Source organism: Amycolatopsis sp. GM8, assembly GCF_021653975.1.
In the GTDB taxonomy this organism is placed as follows: Bacteria; Actinomycetota; Actinomycetes; order Mycobacteriales; family Pseudonocardiaceae; genus Amycolatopsis_E.
In genome coordinates, this window is sequence record NZ_JAJKFK010000014.1 from 74029 (window position 1) to 92074 (window position 18046).

The window sequence follows — 18046 nt, forward strand, 5'->3', positions numbered from 1 at the left end:
CACTGCCGACCGGGTGCGCGGCCCGGGTGCGGGTGTCCCGCAGGGACACAGTCGCAAGACACGGAGGCAGTGATGAGCGAAGAGGTGATGCGGGTCGAGCACGTCAGCAAGAGCTTCGGCCCGGTCCAGGCGCTGTCCGATATCAACCTGTCGGTCAGCAGGGGTCAGATCCTGGGGCTGATCGGGGACAACGGTGCCGGCAAGTCGACCCTGATCAAGATCCTGACCGGGTACCACCAGCCCGACGGCGGCCGGCTGGTCTTCGAGGGGCAGCCGGTGCAGCTGAAGTCGGTGACGCACGCGCGGAGCCTGGGCATCGAGACGGTGTTCCAGGACCTCGCGATGATCAACGACCTGCCGGTGTACCTGAACCTGCACCTGAACAAGGAGCTCGTGCACAAACCGCTGCCGTTCCTGCGGCGGCGTGAGATGAAGCGGCGGGCCAGGGAGGCGCTCGACGCGATCGGCATCAACATCCCGTCGGTCACCGCCGAGGTCGGGCAGCTCTCCGGCGGGCAGCGGCAGGCGATCGCCGTGGCGCGCTCGGTGTACTCCGGCAACGCGAAGCTGCTGCTGCTCGACGAACCGCTCGCGGCGATGGGCGCCAAGGAGGGCGGGCTCATCCTCCGGCTGCTGGCCCAGCTCAAGCAGCGCGGCGACATCGCGATCATTCTCATCGCGCACAACTACAGCCAGGTGGTCGACGTCTGCGACCGGGTGAACCTGTTGCAGCACGGGGAGATCACGTTCGACAAGGCATCCAAGGAGACCTCCGTGTCCGAGCTGCTCGAGCTCGTGCACGCCGAATACCGGGTGAACACCGGAACATAAGAAAATAACTGGGAGGGTCAATGGGGACCGAATTCTCGCGCCGTACCGCCATCGCGGCCGGCGCGGCGGGTGCCGCCGCGGTAGGGTTCGCGGGCGTGAGCCCCGCTGCGGCCGCCGGCAAGGCGCCTTCGGTGACAAGAGAGAATTTCGGCAAGGCCGACGGACAGACCGTCTACCGCTACACCCTGGAAAACGGGCGCGGGATGAGGGTCCGGATCCTGACCTACGGCGGGATCATCCAGACTCTCGAAGTGCCCGACCGGCGTGGTCACACCGCGAACGTCGTGCTCGGTTTCCCGACGCTGGCGGACTACGTCGCGAAGAACAGCCCCGAAGCCGGCGGCGGTGTCTACTTCGGAGCGCTGATCGGGCGGTACGCCAACCGGATCGCCAAGGGAACGTTCACTTTGGACGGTCAGACCTACCACGTTCCGGTCAACAACAACGGAAACAGCCTCCATGGTGGACTCGTCGGGTTCGACAAGAAAGTGTGGGACGTCGCGCCGGTGCCCGGTGGCATCAAACTGAGCCTGACCAGCCCCGATGGCGACCAGGGTTACCCCGGCACGTTGAAGGCCACCGTTACGTACACTTTGGACAGTCAGAACCGGCTGAGTATCGAGTACACGGCGACCACGGACAAGCCGACCGTGCTGAACCTGACCAACCACTCGTACTGGAACCTCGCCGGTGAGGCGTCCGGCGACATCTACGACCAGAAGCTGCAGATCACCGCCGACCGGTACACCCCGACCGACACCACGCAGATCCCGACCGGCGAACTCGCGCCGGTGGCGGGCACGCCGTTCGACTTCCGGACCCCCACGGCGATCGGCGCGCGCGTCAACGACGACGACCCGCAGCTGATCACCGGTCAGGGCTATGACCACAACTGGGTGCTCAACCGCTCCGGTTCGCTTTCGGTCGCGGCGCGCGCCTCGGACCCGTCGAGCGGGCGGACGCTGACCGTGCTGACGGATCAGCCGGGCCTGCAGTTCTACTCGGGCAACTTCCTCACCGGCACGCTGGTCGGCACGGGCGGGAAGACGTACCGGCAGAGCTACGGGTTCGCGCTGGAGACGCAGCACTTCCCGGACTCGCCGAACCAGCCGTCGTTCCCGAGCACCGTGCTGCGCCCGGGCCAGACCTACCGCACGACGACGGTCTTCGCGCTCAGCGCTTAGTGCTCCGACGGCGGCGTCGCGGGTTTTATCGGCTCGCGGCGCCGCCGTTGGCTGTTTTAGGTTCGTTCCGTGCAGATCAGGCCCGAAACGGGCGCGGACCACGAATCGGTCGAGCGCGTACAGGAGTTGGCGTTCGCCGACGCGCGCATTCCCACGCTCGTGTCGACCTTGCGCACCGCGGCGGCCCCGCTGCCGCCGGTTTCGCTGGTGGCTTCCGTCGACGGTCAGGTCGTCGGGCACGTCATGCTGTCGGCCAGCCGCCTCGACGCGCCGCGGCGGCTGGTGGACGTGTACGTGTTGTCGCCGCTCGGTGTGCTGCCGGACTTCCAGCGGCAAGGGATCGGCACGCGGCTCGTCGAGCAGGCACTCGCCGCCGCGCGGGACGTGCCGCTGGTGTTCCTGGAAGGTTCGCCCGCGTACTACGGCAAACGGGGTTTCACCGGCGCCGTCGCACTGGGCTTCCGCGCTCCGTCGCTGCGCATCCCGGAGCCCGCGTTCCAGGTCGCGCCGATGCCGCCCTACGAGCCGTGGATGACGGGCACCCTGGTGTATTCGGCCCCGTTCTGGGACCTGGACTGCGTGGGCCTGCGCTGACTCAGCGGGTGAGCCCGGTGAGGTCCAGCCGCAACGGACGTTCCATGACGGTGCTGAGCGTGTCCGTGTGCTCGCCAGTGGCGCGGTAGGCGCCGTCGTCGAGGACATACGTGTGCACGGTCAGCGTGAGCGCGCCACTGGCCGGGCTCTCGACGCACCAGAAATGCGGGATCCCGGCCTCGGCGTAGGCAAGTGGCTTGGCACCGCGATCCTCGCGCCGGCTTCCCCGCGACACCACCTCAACGACGAGCAGCACCCGGTCCCCCGGGATCGGCCGGGTGGTCAGGGGCAACTCGTCCGCGAAGATCACCAGATCGGGGGCTACATAGTCCAGCGGCTCCTCGGCGAGGAGCACATCGACGTGGGTCTCCAGTTGCCAGCCGTCCGATAACCGCGGTTCGAGCAGCGCCGCGAGACGGCGGCTGATGCGCTGGTGCAGCGGTAGGAGGCTCGGGTTCACAATGAGGGCTCCGTCGAGGACTTCGACCCGGCTGTCCTCAGGCAACGAACTGATGTCGGCCAGAGTCCATCCACCGGGTGGCGGAAAGAACCAGTCGTTCGACAGGGCCGTCATACCACTCGCCTCATCGTCCACGCACCATACTCGACAATCGCCCTGCCACCACGAACGAGGATCAGGCTAGTGATGCCGCATCGCGGCACCTGCCTCGGCGAGCGCTCTACCGCGGCGCGTTAATTCCTGTCGCGGGCACGCGGTCGCCGATACTGTCGGGGCCATGGGGATGGATGTGATCGAGACCGAGGACGAGCTTCGTGCGCTGATCGGGCTGCCGAATGGTGCGGCGCTGCGTAAGGAGCGGCCGAAGCTGCACGAGCTGGACCGGCAGTGGCTCGCGGCTTCGCCGTTCTGCCTGATCGCCACCGCCGACGCTCGTGGCGCCTGCGACGTCTCCCCCAAGGGCGACCCGCCCGGGTTCACGGTCGTCCTCGACGACGCGACGATCGCGATCCCCGAACGGCCCGGCAACAAGCGTGCCGACGGGTTCCGCAACATTCTCGCCAACCCGCACGTCGGGCTGCTGTACTTCATCCCCGGCCGCAGCGACACGCTGCGCGTCAACGGCCGGGCCCGGCTCGTCCGGGACGCGCCGTTCTTCGACGACATGATCGTCAAGGGACACCGCCCGATGCTGGCGATCGTGGTCCAGATCGAGGAGATCTTCCACCACTGTGCCAAGGCGTTCATGCGCTCGCACCTGTGGAAACCCGAGACGTGGCAACCGGATTCGGTGGTGCCGCGCCCGGTCATCGCGCAAACGCTGGAACGCCCCAGGGACTCACTCGACGAACTCGAGCGCTACTACGGCGCCGAGTACGCGGCGAAGCTCTACCGCTGATTACTCGGGCGGGCTGCCGCCGGCGTGGGCACCTGACGGCGCCTCCTCCTCGGCGTGCGGGACAGGCCTCCCGGTGAGCCCGATGTGACCTTCCGCGCGCAAGCGTTCCACCAGGTGCGGATAGTGCAGCTCGAACGCCGGACGCTCGGAGCGAATCCGGGGCAACTCGGTGAAATTGTGCCGCGGCGGCGGGCAACTGGTGGCCCATTCCAGCGAATTGCCGAAGCCCCACGGATCGTCCACTTCGACCCGCTCACCGAACCGGTAACTGCGCATCACATTGTAGATGAACGGCAGCATCGACGCACCGAGAATGAACGCGCCGATCGTGGAAATGGTGTTCAGGGTGGTGAAACCGTCCGACGGCAGATAGTCCGCGTAACGACGCGGCATCCCCTCCGCGCCGAGCCAGTGCTGCACCAGGAACGTCGTGTGGAACCCGATGAACGTGGTCCAGAAATGCAGCTTCGCGAGCGGCTCGTCGAGCATGCGCCCGGTCATCTTCGGGAACCAGAAATAGACCCCGGCGAACGTCGCGAACACAATAGTGCCGAACAGGACGTAATGGAAGTGCGCGACCACGAAATACGAGTCGTGGATGTGGAAGTCCAAGGCGGGCGCGGCGAGGATGATACCGGTCAGCCCGCCGAGCAGGAAGGTCACCAGGAACCCGACGGACCACAGCATCGGGCTGTCGAACGAGATCTGCCCCTTCCACATCGTGCCGATCCAGTTGAAGAACTTGATCCCGGTCGGCACCGCGATCAGGAAGGTCATGAACGAGAAGAACGGCAGCAGCACCGCGCCGGTCGCGAACATGTGGTGTGCCCACACCGCGAACGACAACGCTGTGATCCCGAGGGTGGCGAACACCATCAGCCGGTAACCGAACAACGGTTTCCGGCTGAACACCGGAATGATCTCGGTGACGATGCCGAAATAGGGCAGCGCGATGATGTACACCTCGGGATGGCCGAAGAACCAGAACAGGTGCTGCCACAGAATCGCCCCGCCATTGGCGGGGTCGAGCGCGTGCGCGCCGATCAATCGATCGGCCAGCAGCGCGAACAGCCCCGCGGTCAGGATCGGGAACACCGCGAGCACCAGGATCGAAGTGAACAGGATGTTCCAGGTGAAAATCGGCATCCGCCACATCGTCATCCCGGGACAGCGCAGGCACACGATTGTCGTGACCATGTTGACCGCGCCCAGGATGGTGCCGAGACCGGACACGATCAGCCCCGCCGCCCACAGGTTGCCCCCGACCCCCGGCGAATGCGTGTAATCCGTCAGCGGACTGTAGGCGGTCCAGCCGAAATCGGCCGCGCCACCCGGGGTCGCGAACGACGACAGCACGATCAGCCCGCCGAACAGGAAGAGCCAGTAGGAGAACGCGTTCAGCCGCGGGAACGCGACATCGGGTGAGCCGATCTGCAGCGGCAGCACCAGATTGGCGAACGCGAACACGTTCGGCGTCGCGTACAACAGCAACATGATGGTGCCGTGCATGGTGAAAAGCTGGTTGTACTGCTCGTTCGACAGGAACTGCAGGCCCGGCCGCGCCAGCTCGCCGCGCATGAGCAGCGCCAGCGCGCCGCCGACGACGAAGAAACCCAGCGACGTGAACAGGTACAGCATGCCGATCTGCTTGTGGTCGGTGGTCCTGGCGTAACGTAGGATCGCCTGTCCTCGCCGGTGCCGGGCCGGGAGGTCGTACCTGTTGCCCAGGACGATGGGCCGGGCGCGCATTTCCGTCATCGCATCCTCGCCTCCGTCGCCCACAGTGCCGACCTGGCCTACCCACTGTCCTCCGGTCACAAAAGCCAATCAAGCCCTCAATCCGCGAACGGCGTGGCACGACGTTTCCTTTTGCGACGGTTTCCCGGGCGGCGACGAAGGGTAGTCCCTACCCGTTGGTAAAAGTCGGGGAGAGAAGTCCGATGCGAAGCCGTGTGGAAATCACCCTGGTGAGGGCCCCCGAGGCACCGCGCCGGGCGCGGCGGTTCGTCGGCGGGATATGCCTCGGCTGGCAGGTCGGCGTGCTCGCCGGCGATGCCGAGCTGGTCGCGAGTGAGCTGGTGGAGAACACCTTGCGGCACACCGAATCGATGCCGAAACTGAGCCTGGAGCTGCGGCGCGGCGAACTGACCATCGCGGTCGCCGACGACAGCCCGCACCGCGCCTATGTCCGCGCGGACGGGCATCCCGGCGGGTTCGGCATGGTGCTGATCGAGCAGACCGCGCGTGATTGGGGGTGCACGCCCTCGGATTCCGGCGGTAAGACGGTGTGGGCCCGGCTCATGCCCTAAATAATCCTTCACGAACGAACGATTTGCCTTGCATGCTTCCGCGGGCGACCGTACGGTCGGTGGTGAGCGGCTGGACGGGCAGCCGCGCCGGAGAGCGAAAAATGTACGCGACCGGCATTTCCCTGGGCCTTGGTCAGCGCCAGTTCCGCTTTCGGAGAAACCTTCGACGGATCGGGAGAGGCTGTGCACATCTCGAACGACGTCCGGATCGACACCGAACAGCGACAGGGCGGCATCATGCTGGCCCGCACGGCGGGCGAGATCGACGCGCTGGGCGCACCCCGTCTGCGCGAGTTCGTCGGCGACCAGCTCACGGCCGACCGTCGCTTCGTCCTCGACCTCGACGAGGTCACCTTCCTCGGCTCGGCCGGGCTGCAGGTGCTGCTGGACACCGACCAGGCCGCCGCGCGGCAGCACCTGCGCTGGGCGCTGGTCGGCAATTCGCGGGCGGTGGCCAGGCCGCTGGAAGTGACAGGGCTGGCGCCCCGGTTGCCGCTGCAGCCCACGGTGCCGGCCGCCCTCGAGGTCGTCTCCGCCCCCTGACCGTCCACAGTGGACCGGGCACGGGCGGACCATGAGGCGGTCCCACGAACTGAGCGGCGACGACAAGACCGTCCTGTTCACGCAGCTGGCGGAGACCGGCGCCGGTGAGCGGCGCCGGGAAGAGCTGCGGACGGCGCTGGTCACCGAGTACCTGCCGGTGGCCGAGCACATCGCGCGCCGGTTCGCCGGTCGCGGCGAGGCGCACGAGGACCTGGTGCAGGTCGCGCGGGTCGGCCTGATCAACGCGGTGGACCGGTTCGAACCCGGTCGCGGCACGGATTTCCTGTCCTTCGCGGTGCCGACCATCATGGGCGAGGTCCGCCGGCACTTCCGGGACGCGAGCTGGTCGGTCCGGGTGCCACGGCGCCTCAAGGAGCTGCACCTGCAGATCAGCCGGGCCAGCGGGGAGCTCGGGCAGCGCCTGGGCCGGGCACCGACGCCGTCGGAGATCGCCCGCACGCTCGGCCTCAGCGTCGACGAGGTCAGCGACGGCCTGCAAGCCGGGAACGCTTACGCGGCGGTCTCGGTCGACCGGCCCACCGGCGTGGAGGGCGATTCCGCGTCGCTGGCCGACACGCTGGGTGAGGAGGACAGCGGGCTCGAGTCGGTCGAGAATCACGAAGCCCTGCGGCCGCTGCTGCGCGAGCTGCCCGAGCGCGAGCGGCGGATCCTCATGCTGCGGTTCTTCGGGAACCTGACGCAGACGCAGATCGCCGCGCGGGTGGGCATCTCGCAGATGCACGTCTCGCGCCTGCTCGCCCAAACCCTCCAGCAACTGCGCGAGAAGCTCACCGACGACCTCGGCTGAGCCCGCAGGGGTCAGGGGCGCATGATGAGACAGCTGCTGGAGGCCGTGGCGAGCAGGGTGCCGGCCGCGTCGCGCAGGTCGGCCTCGCCGAACGAGACTCGTGAGCCCGCCTTCACCACGCGGCCGTGCGCCCGCAGCTCACCGGCGGACGGGTGGATCGCCTTGAGGTAGCTGACCTTCAGCTCGATCGACGAGTAGCCCACTCCGGCCGGCAGCAGTGTGTGCACGGCGCAGCCGATCGCCGAGTCGAGCATCGTGGCGGCGACCCCGCCGTGGATCATGCCGATCGGGTTGTACAGCGACTCGTCCAGCGTCGCGGCGAACTCGACGTCGCCCTCCTCGACGCGGGTCAGCCGCATGTTCAGGTGCGCGCCGATCGGGGCCGCCGGCATCGTCCCTTCGGCGACCGCGGTCATGTACTCCAGGCCGCTCATCGCCCGCCCGCGCTCCGCCGAAGCCAGCGGGTCCTGCCAGGTGATCGTCTTCTGCCGGAGGTCCTGTTCCACCGTCATGCGCGCTCCTAAGACAGTCGTCATAACCGCCGTCATCGTATGACAACTGTCTTAACGAGGCACGGCCGCCAGCGCCCCGCGCATCCCCTGGTTCATCTGGCTCAGCCGGGCTGTCAGCGCCTCGACCTCGTCGTCCGTCCAGCCGGACAGGGCCCATTCGACGAAGGCGAGATGCTGGTCACGCCACCGGTCGAGATGGGCGGCGCCGGCTTCGGAGACCCGGATCAGGCTCGCGCGCCCGTCCTGCGGCGCCGGCCGCCGCTCGATCAGCCCGGCCGCGGCCAGCTGCGCGATCTGCCTGCTGATCACCGACAGATCGACCATCTTGCGCTTGGCCAGTTCCGACGGCCGGACCTCGCCGTGCTGCCTGAGCTCCGCCAGCAGCATGAGCGCGGCGGGATGCAGCTCGCCGCCGTCCCGCTGCGACGACTGGGTGATCCAGGCGTGCTGCAGCTGCCCGGCGGTGCGCAGCTCGCGCATCAGCGCGACGGCTTTGTCGTCGCTGACCCCCATGACTCACCTCCGAATTTGGTTGACACATACAACTATAGTCACCGGCGGTCAGGTACCACGTTCGGCGCAACCCCGGCCTCGATCCGGACACGATCCGGCGATGATCGTCTCCGGCGCTCGACTGCTCGCGTCGTTACCTGACGTGGACGGGATGGAAAGCCTCCGGCACGCCATCGCGACGATCCCGATTCCCGGGGCGCCGCCACGGCTTTCCCACCAGGGGGCGGCCGTCGGCCTCGCGCTGCTCGACACCGCGCTGCGGCTCAACCACGTCCGCAGGCTGACCGAGCGGCTCACCGTCGTCGAGCACGGCAGCGCGCGCCGGATCACCGAGATCGACGTCGGGCTCAAGCTGCTCGACGAGGGCCAGCGCCAGGCAACCGCCGAACTGCCGGGGCTGATCGGCAAGGAGCACGGCGGCACCGGCACGCACCAGCGGGCGCTGTGGGTGCCGCTCGCCAGGCTGCCGCGCCGCGACGTCTCGCCGGTCGACGTGTACGACGGCGCCGGCCACAAGCTGCCGCGCCTGACCCAGCACGAGGCGTCCCGGCTCGTCGCGTCCGGGCTTTACCGGCTGCTGCGCGGAATCCTGGCCGGTGACGAGCACGCGCAGTCGGCGAAACAGGAGCTGAACACGTTCCTCTACCGCGTGCACGAGCCACGCTGGCTGGTGCAGCGGGCGTTGGTGACGCTGCTGTCCGAGCGGACCCATCCCGACGACGAGTTCCACCTGGAATCCGCCGAGGGCACCGTGCCCGGCTACGCGAAGCAGTGCCGGGACATGGCGTTGCGCGTGCTGGACGACTACGCGCACCTGCTCGTCGAGTACACGCAACTGCTGGACATCGCCGTCCGCGAGTACCTGCTCGTGGTCGCGCTCGACGAGTCGGTCGACGAGTACCGGCTCACCTACGAAACCCCGTTACAGGTCAACGCGAACGTGCCGCGCTGGGCCGAGCAGCGGCAGCGTGTGCTCGCCAGCCGCCGCGGCTACTTCGTCACCTACGAGACCACGATCCCCGCCACCCTCAAGTCGTATCACCTGGTGGCGAGCACCTCACCGGAGGCGGAGATCGGCCGCATGTACCTGTCCACCGACGCCGACCGGCAGCTCGTGGCCGGTCTCGCCGCCGACCTCGAGTCGCTGGCCGAACGCCAAGAGGCGGCGGCCATCGAGGAGTCCGGTGGCTCCCGGCACAAGATCCTCGAGCTGCAGGCGCAAACGGTACTGCGCAGGCTCGCGGATCTGTTGCGGCGCCGGAAGTGGGAGGCCGGGCAGTCCGGGGTCGCACTGCCTGCCGAGAACCTGCCCGCGTGTCATGTGCTCGCGGCCGCCGCCATCACCGGCGACGCGGTCCGCACCTATTCGAACGAGCTCGACAACTCGCTGCGGCGGCATCCGCGGTTCACCGTCGCGAATCTGCGGGCGGCCGCGGCGGAGCTGGTGGACCGGCAGGTGGGACAGGACCTGGTGCTGGTCGGCACCGTCAGCGACAACGAGGCGCGCGCGTACTGGCGCCGGGCGGCGGCCGACGACGCCAGCGGCGAGCAGGTGCGCGTGCGGGCCGGGCTGGTGCTCAAGGACTCCACGAAATCGGGACCGTTCAACGTGATGCTCTACACGCTGGGCGTCGCGCTGGTCTCGTTCGGACTCGGCTGGCTGCTCGCGGGCACCCCGTGGCCGTACGGGCCCGGGGCGCGGGAAGCCTTGACACATATCGAAGACGGCCAGTCGGTGATCACGATGTTGTTGCTGGTGCCCGGTTTTCTCTACACCCGGCTCTCGCTCCCACCGCGCCGGACGGTGGTCGGCTACCTCGGCACCCTGCCGCGGGCCCTGGGACAGCTGAGCATCGCGGCCACCGCGGCGTTCGCGGCCACGATCGCCACCCGCAGCAGCGCCCCGGTCGTGCAGGCCACCCTCACGATCGCGGTCGCGCTGCCCGTGCTGGCCGCGCTCTTCCTGCTCGCCCAGCATTCCTGGCACGAGTTCACGGTGCCGCTGGCCCGGATCGGGGTGCCCCGCTGGGTCGGCACGCCGAGCCGGCGCGGCCAGCTCGAACCCGACGTCCGCTTCGACTCCACTGGAGGTGCCGATGGCGCTCATCCCCGGCGATCCGCGCGCGTCGATCCGCAACGTCGCCGATCTGGCTAGGGCCGGCCTGGAGATCGCCCGGCGGTCGGTGACCAAAGTGGACTTCGAGGTGCACCATGTCCGCTCGCGCCAAGGGTATCTGCACGAGCTGACCACCGGCGCGAACCTCCTGGAGACGGTGTCGTCGGCGACGAACGGGGCCGGTGTCGTGATCGGGACGCGCACCCCGGTGGACGGCGCCGAGACCGTCGAGCTCGACGACGGGCCGCAGCACGCCGAACCGCCCCAGCAGATCGCCGACGGCTGGGTGTTCCGGCAGGCGGCCTGGCCGAACCCGACGTTCATCTACGAGTCGGCGCAGACCTTCTCCGGCCTGATCGGGATCGACCCGGCCGCCCGCGAGGTCAGCGAGTGGCACGGCGTCGCGATCCGCGACCTGCTGAAGGAGATCTCGGAGGCCGCGGCGGGCCTGGCCGGCGCGCCGCTGCTGACCCTGCAGTGCCCCGCGCAGCTGCCGACGATCGTCAAGACCCGCAACCACGATCTGCGCACCCGCAAGGAGATCGCCGCCCAGTGCTCCTCGCTCGCGGTGCGGTTCTCCATCGCGCTGCGGGACACCTCGGTGGCGCGGCGGTTCGCGCTGGGCGACCGGATCCGGGAGGTGTGCGAGAAGCACGGGTTCAGCTTCTGGGCCGCGGACACCCGGCCGGGACACCGGGCCGGCAACTGGTTCGAGGTGTGCCATGCCGACGGGAACTTCTCGCCGCTGTACAACGGGGATCTGCGGTCGAAGCAGCGGATCGGCACGGTCCTGCCGGTGACCTTCGCAGGCCCGGCGCGGGTCGGCTCCACACACGCGATCCTGTCGTTCCTACAACGCTATCCGCAGGTCGGTGTGGTCGGCTGCACCGGGACGACGCTCGCGGACCTGGCTTTCGTGCACCTGCAGCTCGCGGTCGCGGGCGTCGGCGCCGAACGGCTGAACCGGATCCTCGGCAAGCTGCTCGACGAGCAGTCGGCGCCGGCACGCCCGCGCAAGCTGCTGAGCGCGCTGTTCCGGCGGCTCGGCCTGGAACCGGACGCGGGCGGGCGGGGCGCCGGGACACCCGATCCGGCGATCGACTACCAGACCTTCGCCGGCCCGGCGCTGTCCTACCGGCCGCATCTCATGCCGGACTCGCTCGCGGTGTGGGTGTCCTGGGAGGTCGCCCGCACCGACCGTGGCCTCGCCGGCCCGCTCGGCCACCTCTACCAGGCGCTGGCGAAGGTCGTGCCTCAGCTGCCCACGGAGGCACGGTCACTGGCCGACGTGACAACGGTCGAGTATCTGGTCTGCCGGGCGACCGAGCAATCGGTGATCCGCGGCAAGGCGAAGCTCGCGGTGCCGAAGCCGGCGCTCGGCCGGTTCGCCTCCGGCGGGGCCGAGCCGCCGCCGTCGAAGCTGTGCGCCGCACTGGAAGAAGCGTGGCAGGCGCAGGTCAGACAGTCCGATATGGACGGTGTGCGGGAGCTGACCGTCGCCTGGCGCGAGTCGTGGCTGGGCCACTGGACGTACTCGTGAACTCGGCCCGGCAGCGGGGGTGCCGCTGCCGGGCCGATCGTGGCTCAGCCGTGCCAGGGATTCCCGGCGGGTGCCACGTTGTTCCACTCCTCGCCGGCGAGCACGACGTCGTCCCAGTCATGCCCGGCTGGTACGACTCCGTTCCATTCCTGGCCCGCCGGTATCGCGTCGTGCCACGGGTTGCCCGCCGGTACCACGCCGTTCCAGTCCTCACCCGCCGGAACGGCGTCGTCCCACATGTGGCCGGCGACGACCGTGTTGTCGTGCTGGCCGGCCGGTGCGGCGCCCAGCGCGACACCTCCGGCGACGAGCGCCCCACCGGCCAGCACGACCCCCGCGATCTTCTTCATCCCCATTTTCGTCCCTTTCCCCTCAGTCCGGAATGCCGAGTCTGGCGGACTTCCGGCCATTCGTCGACGCCGATGTCCGGAATCCTGGGCTCTGTGTCGGGAGTCTGGGGGCGGGGCGGGACGAGACCGTCCACTGAGGACTTACCGGCGCGCCTCCGCCAGCACGCCCCGTAGCGTCTCGGCGCTGGCAGGCACTCCCGGACTCCCCCAGAAGTCCGTCTTGCCGCCCGCGTACGGCGGTCCGTACGCCGGGGTGCCCGGCTGGAAGCGCCAGCTGTCGGCGAGTGTGCCGGCGTCGACGGCGTCATAGCCGATCGCGTCCAGGAACGCGGTCACGATCTGCTTGGCCTCCGCGTCATCGCCCGCGATCGGCAGCGCGCTGCGGTCCGGCGAGCCCGCCGGGCGGGGCAGCTCCGCGAGGTGCCCGAAGTAGATGTTGTTGAACCCCTTGACGACCTTGGCCGTGCCCAGCCGCCGCTGCAACAGCTCGACACTCGTCGTGGTGCCGTTCCCCAGTTCCGCAATCTCCCCGTCGCGCTCGGCGTAGTAGTTGGCCGTGTCGATGACGACCTTCCCGGCGAGCGGTTCGACCGGGAGGTCCCAGTAGGCCTTCAGCGGGACCGAGACGACCACCAGATCGCCCGCCTCCGCCGCGTCCGCAGCGGTGGCGGCACGGGCGCGCGGCCCCAGCTCCGCCACGAGATCCTTCAGCGTCTCCGGCCCTCGCGAGTTGCTCACGACCACGTCGTACCCGGCCGCGACGGCCAGCCGGGCCACAGCGGAACCGATGTGCCCGCTGCCGATCAAGCCAAGTGTTGTCATGGTCGGCCCAACATCGGCGCGGTCGATCGGTATTCCCCGTGGCCCGGCCGCCGCCGGTCAGGCCGGGGCGAACCGGACGTCGACGGTGATCTCGACGTAGCGGCCGATCATGAACCTCGGCACCCGCATCCCCAGCGGGGCGCGGTCGAGGGTCGCGGTCGCGACCACATGCGACTCGCCATCCTGTTCCGCCCGGAGCGCCACGGGACAGCTGACACCCCTCAGTTCCAGCGTGCCGTCGATGAGCCAGCAGTCCGAGTCCGCCCGCATCCGCTCCGCCGCGAAGCGCAGCACGGGCCGCGCCGCACTGTCGAGCAGGTTGGGTTTGCGCAGGTCCTCGTCGCGCTTGGCGTTCCCGGTGTCGAGCGCACCGAGGTCCAGCTCGGCGCGCACCGTGATGTCGTCCCCGTCCCGGCGGACCGAGCCGCCGGTGATCGGGATCGTGCCGGTGACCCGGTTGACGCCGAAGTTCCGCACGCTGAACCGGGCGGTGCTGCGGCCGGTGAGCACGGTCCAGCTGCCGACGGTGGCCCCGGCGGTCATCGGGGATCACCCGCCGCGGCCGGCACGGGCAGCTCGGCGAACACCACGTGGCACAGGTCCATGCGGTCGGGCCCGGGCAGCATCGCCGGGTCCTCGCCGGGCAGCAGCTCAGTGCTCATCACCGTGCGCTGCGCCGCTTCGATCGTCTCGACACTGTCGGCGAAGCCGAGCACGAGACCCGAGAGGTCGTCGCCGCGCAACACGTAGCAGTCGCCGATCCCGTCGATCTTCGAGACGGCGGGCCAGATCCGCTCCCGCCCGCCCCGCAGCTCGGCCTCGGCCACATCCTCGCGGCGCGGCCCGTCGAACCAGGTCAGCTGCGCGTATCTCGGTCGTCCCGGTGCCGAGCCGGTGAAGTCGACGCGGCAGACCTTGGCGTCGAGCCAGGTCCAGTCGCCCGGCGGGCTCGTCAACGCGGCGTCGGCGCGGTCACGGCTCGGCCAGAAGGCGACGACGGCACCGGTCGTGCCCGCGACCTGCGCGAGTGTGCACACGCCGAGGCAGCCGGTGCCCGGCCGGGCGGCGAGTTGCCGGCCCCAGTCCGCGATTTCGCGGTTCAGCGAGCGGCGGAACTGGTGAACTGTGGCGAACATCGGGATTTCCTTCCTGTCGGATGCCGGTAACTGTCCGCCCGCCGCGGGTCGCGGCACATCAGTGCCGGTACGCAAAACCGGCACTGAAGCCGTCCACTGAAGACCCGCCGCGGGTGATACTGCTGCGGTGAACACGGAACCGTTCGTGGGCCGCGAGGCGGCGCTGACCGAAGTCGGCCGGCTGCTCGCGGACGCGGACGCGGGCACCGGCGGCCTGCTGCTGATCGGTGGCCCCGCCGGGATCGGCAAGACCCGGCTGTGCGAGGAGGCCACCGCGAAGGCCGCGGCCCCGGTCCGGTGGGGACGCTGTGTCGACGATCCGGGCGCGCCGCCGCTGTGGCCGTGGCGCCGGATCCTGGACGGGGTGCCCGAACCGGAACCCGGTGCCGACCCGGTCGCCGCCGGGTTCCGGTTCGTCGCGGACGCCGCGGACAGCCTGGTCGGCGCGGCTTCGGCGGACGGGCTCGTGCTGGTGCTGGAGGATCTGCACTGGGCCGACGACGCGTCGCTGCGGCTGCTGCGGCACCTGGCCGGGGAGCTGCGCCGCTCGCGGCTCGCGGTGCTGGCGACCTACCGGGACACCGAGCCGGCACTCGACGATCTGCTGCGGCGACCGGGCACACACGGCCGCACGCTGGCGCCGCTGACCGCGCCGGACGTGCGCCAGTTCCTCGCCCACCAGGGGCCGGTGACCGACGGCGAGGTCCGGGACGCGCTGCGGCGTTCGGGCGGGAATCCCTTGTACCTCAGGGCGATCGTGCGGTCCGCGACGGGCGACGGGCGGGATGGGCTCGGACATCTCGTCCGCACCACCGTGGCCACGCTCGACCGGCGGATCCGCGAACTGCTGGCGATCGCCGCTGTGCTCGGCGAGGACGTCGACGGCGAGGTGCTCGCGGAAGTGTCCGAAATGGACGGTGATACGGTCGCGGCCGGGCTCGATCAGGCGGTCCGCGCCGGGGTGCTCGTCCCGGTCGGCGCGGGGTTGCGCCGGTTCGCGCACGCTGTGGTGCGCGACGGGGTCTACGCCGATCTCGCGCCCAGCGTCCGCGAGTCGCTGCACGCGCGCGCCGCCACCGTGCTGGAGGACCGGGCGTTGCGAGACCCCGCACTCGCCGGGGTCGTCGCCGGGCACTGGCTGCGCGCCGCCACCGGCCGCCCGGCCCTCTCCCGCGCGGCCGAGTGGGCGTCGCGGGCGGCCGAGGAGGCGAGCCGGACGTACGCCTTCGCCGAAGCGGCCCGGTTCCTGACCTTCGCCGTGGACGCGTGGCGCCGCGCGGGCGAGCCGGACCGGGTGCCCGGCCTGCTGGTGCGGCTGGCGACCGCCGAGTATCGCTCGGGCCGGTTCCGGCAGAGCTTCGAGCACGCCCGCGAGGCCGCCGGGCTCGGCGATCCCGCGGTCGTGGTGGCCGCCGCGCTGGTGGTCAAGGACATCGCGGCGCCCGACCTGCTGCCGGGCATGGCCGAGCTGACGACGACCGCACTCGCGCTGGCCGGCGACGCCGAACCGGCGGTGCGGGCGAAGTTGCTGGCGCAGTCCGCGTCCGTCGCCGCCGAAGCGGGCCGGATCCACGAAGCCCGCGAGAAAGCCGCACAGGCACTTGAACTGGCCGAGGCGAGCGGCGATCCGGAAGCCCTCGTCGACGCCGTCCGCGCGCGGTTCAAGGGGTGGCCGATCGAGTTGCCGATGCCGGAACGGTTGCGGCTCGCGGCGCTGGCGATCGAGCTGGGCCTCGGCACCGGCCAGCCGCTGCTGGCGTTGTGGGGGCACAAATGGCGGCTCGACGCGGCGTTCGAGGTCGGCACCATGGCGGTGGTGGACGAGGAGCTGGGCGCGATCGCCGAGCTCGCCCGGACCACCCGGCTGCCGCTCGTGCGCTGGCACGAACTGCGGCTGCGCGCGTCCGTGCTCGCCTACCGCGGCTCGTTCGCCGAGGCCCGCGAGGTCAACGCCCAGGCGAGCGAGCTGGCGACGGCCGAACTGGCCGACGACTTCAGCGCCGCCGCGATGTCGGCCGCGTTCGGGCAGCAGCTCGTCGGGGTGACCGGCGATCCCGGCGACATCCCCGGGGACATGCCCCAGTTGCTCACCCTCTCCCCCACGCTCGCGGTCGCCGCCGTCGCCTATCCGCACGCCATGCTGCTGCACGGGAAACGCGACGAGGCGGCAGCCGGGTACGAGGCGGTGCGCCCGCGCGCCGGGGAGGCGGGGTTCCTGGACCAGAACCCTGCTGTGTCCTTGATCCTGCTGCCACTGGCGGAGGTCTTCGGTGACCGGGAGACCACCGGGTTGCTCGCCCGGCACTACGGCGACTGGCCGCATTTCGTGTCCGGCGGCACCGGCGTCTACTGCTCGGACACCTTGCCGAGCTGGCGGGCCCGCGCGGCGGCGTTACTGGGTCAGTACGACGACGCGGTGCGGTGGTTCGAGGAGGCGATCGCGATCGACTCCCGGACCGGCGCCCGGCCCTACGTCGCGCTGAACCGGCTCGCGCTCGCGGAAGTCCTGATGGCGTGTGACGACTTCGCGCGCGCGGAAACCCTGGCGCGCCAAGCAATGGAGGAGGCACGGCGGCTCGGCATGCCCGGTCCGGCGCGGCGAGCGAGCGGTGTGCTGGAACGCCTTCGCACGGCCGATCCGCTGACGGCACGGGAACGGGAGATCGCCGGGCTGCTCGCCGAAAGCCTCAGCAACCGGCAGATCGCGGACCGGCTCGTGCTCTCGGAACGCACGGTGGAAAGCCACGTGCGCAGCATCCTGGCGAAACTGGGCCTGGCCAACCGGGTCGAGGTCGCGCAGTGGGCCCGCGGCAAACGGGACGCCTGACCGCCGTTACCGTGCCGAGGTGCGCTTTCTTCTCTTGGCGGCGGTGCTGCTGCTGACCGCGTGTGGTCAGGTGGCCCAGCCGGACAACGGGCTGGACCCGCAGTTGCTGACGGCCGGGCCGGTGCCGTCGCCGTCGCCTGTGCCGCCGATCCCCGCCCCCGGCGGGCCGTGCCTGACCGTCGGCGCGGGACAGGTGGAGGCGGCGCTGGGCCATCGCGCGTCGGTGGTCACCATGACGAACTGCGATACCGAGCCCGTGCGGGTCACCGGCTACCCCGTGGTCCGGCTGCTCGACACCGGCCGCGCACCGATGGACGTCACGGTGAAGCACGGATCTTCTTATATGGCAATAGATCCCGGCGCGAAGACGGTCACGGTCGAACCGGGCGGGCACGCGCTCGCGGTGCTCTCGTGGTCCAACACGGTCACCGACGGCGATTCGGCGACCGGCGCCTATGCGCAGATCACGCCGATTCCCGGGGCCGCCGCGCAGACCGTGCCGCTGGACACCGATCTCGGCACGACCGGGGAGCTGACCGTCACCGCTTGGGCGCTCGAACTGCCGCACTGAAACTGTCGGTGGTCCAGCTTAGCATTCCCGGC

The 18046-nt window shown here is 70.0% G+C and carries 19 protein-coding genes; 11 read left to right on the top strand and 8 right to left on the bottom strand.

What is annotated here, in order from left to right:
• Positions 1 to 72 precede the first annotated feature (72 nt).
• From LOZ83_RS38755 to LOZ83_RS38765, 3 genes are all read left to right on the top strand, one after another.
• Positions 73 to 831, top strand: coding sequence for an ATP-binding cassette domain-containing protein (locus tag LOZ83_RS38755; protein ID WP_236796911.1), 759 nt, complete (start codon positions 73 to 75; stop codon positions 829 to 831).
• 20 nt (positions 832 to 851) lie between these two features.
• Positions 852 to 2015, top strand: a complete 1164-nt coding sequence (locus LOZ83_RS38760) for an aldose epimerase family protein (RefSeq protein ID WP_236796912.1) — start codon at positions 852 to 854, stop codon at positions 2013 to 2015.
• Positions 2016 to 2084: 69 nt separating this feature from the next.
• A complete protein-coding gene (locus LOZ83_RS38765) occupies positions 2085 to 2609 on the top strand; it encodes a GNAT family N-acetyltransferase (RefSeq protein WP_236796913.1) in 525 nt (174 codons plus the stop codon).
• A gap of 1 nt (position 2610) precedes the next feature.
• Here LOZ83_RS38765 and LOZ83_RS38770 read toward each other — a convergent pair whose 3' ends face one another.
• Entirely contained in the window at positions 2611 to 3183 is a 573-nt protein-coding gene (locus LOZ83_RS38770; protein ID WP_236796914.1) for a Uma2 family endonuclease, read from the bottom strand.
• Positions 3184 to 3346: 163 nt separating this feature from the next.
• Between LOZ83_RS38770 and LOZ83_RS38775 the strand changes: the two genes are divergently transcribed.
• On the top strand, positions 3347 to 3967 hold the full coding sequence (locus LOZ83_RS38775) for a pyridoxamine 5'-phosphate oxidase family protein (RefSeq protein WP_236796915.1): 621 nt from the start codon (positions 3347 to 3349) through the stop codon (positions 3965 to 3967).
• Here LOZ83_RS38775 and ctaD read toward each other — a convergent pair whose 3' ends face one another.
• Positions 3968 to 5725: a cytochrome c oxidase subunit I gene (ctaD, locus tag LOZ83_RS38780; protein WP_236796916.1), complete on the bottom strand. Its 1758-nt coding sequence runs from the start codon at positions 5723 to 5725 to the stop codon at positions 3968 to 3970.
• Positions 5726 to 5907: 182 nt separating this feature from the next.
• On the opposite strand from ctaD, the gene LOZ83_RS38785 reads away from it, so the two are divergent.
• The 3 genes from LOZ83_RS38785 to LOZ83_RS38795 all read left to right on the top strand — a co-directional run bounded on the left by LOZ83_RS38785 (position 5908) and on the right by LOZ83_RS38795 (position 7627).
• Positions 5908 to 6276, top strand: coding sequence for an ATP-binding protein (locus tag LOZ83_RS38785; RefSeq protein ID WP_236796917.1), 369 nt, complete (start codon positions 5908 to 5910; stop codon positions 6274 to 6276).
• Between the two features lie 183 nt (positions 6277 to 6459).
• The gene (locus LOZ83_RS38790) at positions 6460 to 6819 is read left to right on the top strand and encodes an STAS domain-containing protein (RefSeq protein WP_236796918.1); all 360 of its coding nucleotides are present in this window, start codon (positions 6460 to 6462) and stop codon (positions 6817 to 6819) included.
• Positions 6820 to 6850: 31 nt separating this feature from the next.
• Complete coding sequence (locus tag LOZ83_RS38795; protein ID WP_236796919.1) at positions 6851 to 7627, top strand: SigB/SigF/SigG family RNA polymerase sigma factor; 777 nt, start codon at positions 6851 to 6853, stop codon at positions 7625 to 7627.
• A gap of 11 nt (positions 7628 to 7638) precedes the next feature.
• On the opposite strand, the gene LOZ83_RS38800 is transcribed toward LOZ83_RS38795, so the two are convergent.
• Together LOZ83_RS38800 and LOZ83_RS38805 are read right to left on the bottom strand one after the other, a co-directional pair.
• Positions 7639 to 8139: a PaaI family thioesterase gene (locus LOZ83_RS38800; RefSeq protein ID WP_236796920.1), complete on the bottom strand. Its 501-nt coding sequence runs from the start codon at positions 8137 to 8139 to the stop codon at positions 7639 to 7641.
• 51 nt (positions 8140 to 8190) lie between these two features.
• Complete coding sequence (locus LOZ83_RS38805; protein ID WP_236796921.1) at positions 8191 to 8652, bottom strand: MarR family winged helix-turn-helix transcriptional regulator; 462 nt, start codon at positions 8650 to 8652, stop codon at positions 8191 to 8193.
• Between the two features lie 100 nt (positions 8653 to 8752).
• Here LOZ83_RS38805 and LOZ83_RS38810 point away from each other — a divergent pair, with 100 nt between their 5' ends.
• Together LOZ83_RS38810 and LOZ83_RS38815 are read left to right on the top strand one after the other, a co-directional pair.
• Positions 8753 to 10807 (top strand): hypothetical protein, encoded by a 2055-nt coding sequence (locus LOZ83_RS38810; RefSeq protein ID WP_236796922.1) that lies wholly within the window; start codon positions 8753 to 8755, stop codon positions 10805 to 10807.
• Positions 10749 to 12308, top strand: coding sequence for a hypothetical protein (locus LOZ83_RS38815; protein ID WP_236796923.1), 1560 nt, complete (start codon positions 10749 to 10751; stop codon positions 12306 to 12308). Before LOZ83_RS38810 ends, LOZ83_RS38815 begins: the two co-directional genes overlap by 59 nt.
• Before the next feature lie 44 nt (positions 12309 to 12352).
• Here the strand turns inward: LOZ83_RS38815 and LOZ83_RS38820 are convergent, their stop codons facing one another.
• The 4 genes from LOZ83_RS38820 to LOZ83_RS38835 form a co-directional block, all read right to left on the bottom strand.
• Positions 12353 to 12658: a hypothetical protein gene (locus LOZ83_RS38820; RefSeq protein ID WP_236796924.1), complete on the bottom strand. Its 306-nt coding sequence runs from the start codon at positions 12656 to 12658 to the stop codon at positions 12353 to 12355.
• Between the two features lie 141 nt (positions 12659 to 12799).
• Positions 12800 to 13480, bottom strand: a complete 681-nt coding sequence (locus tag LOZ83_RS38825) for an NADPH-dependent F420 reductase (protein WP_236796925.1) — start codon at positions 13478 to 13480, stop codon at positions 12800 to 12802.
• 57 nt (positions 13481 to 13537) lie between these two features.
• Positions 13538 to 14023 carry a YceI family protein gene (locus tag LOZ83_RS38830; RefSeq protein WP_236796926.1) on the bottom strand — a complete coding sequence of 162 codons (486 nt, stop codon included), beginning with the start codon at positions 14021 to 14023 and terminating at the stop codon, positions 13538 to 13540.
• Positions 14020 to 14616 (bottom strand): hypothetical protein, encoded by a 597-nt coding sequence (locus tag LOZ83_RS38835; RefSeq protein ID WP_236796927.1) that lies wholly within the window; start codon positions 14614 to 14616, stop codon positions 14020 to 14022. Before LOZ83_RS38835 ends, LOZ83_RS38830 begins: the two co-directional genes overlap by 4 nt.
• Before the next feature lie 127 nt (positions 14617 to 14743).
• On the opposite strand from LOZ83_RS38835, the gene LOZ83_RS40670 reads away from it, so the two are divergent.
• Both LOZ83_RS40670 and LOZ83_RS38845 read left to right on the top strand, forming a co-directional pair.
• Complete coding sequence (locus tag LOZ83_RS40670) at positions 14744 to 17443, top strand: AAA family ATPase (protein WP_236796928.1); 2700 nt, start codon at positions 14744 to 14746, stop codon at positions 17441 to 17443.
• Between the two features lie 19 nt (positions 17444 to 17462).
• A complete protein-coding gene (locus LOZ83_RS38845) occupies positions 17463 to 18014 on the top strand; it encodes a DUF4232 domain-containing protein (RefSeq protein WP_236796929.1) in 552 nt (183 codons plus the stop codon).
• Positions 18015 to 18046 lie beyond the last annotated feature (32 nt).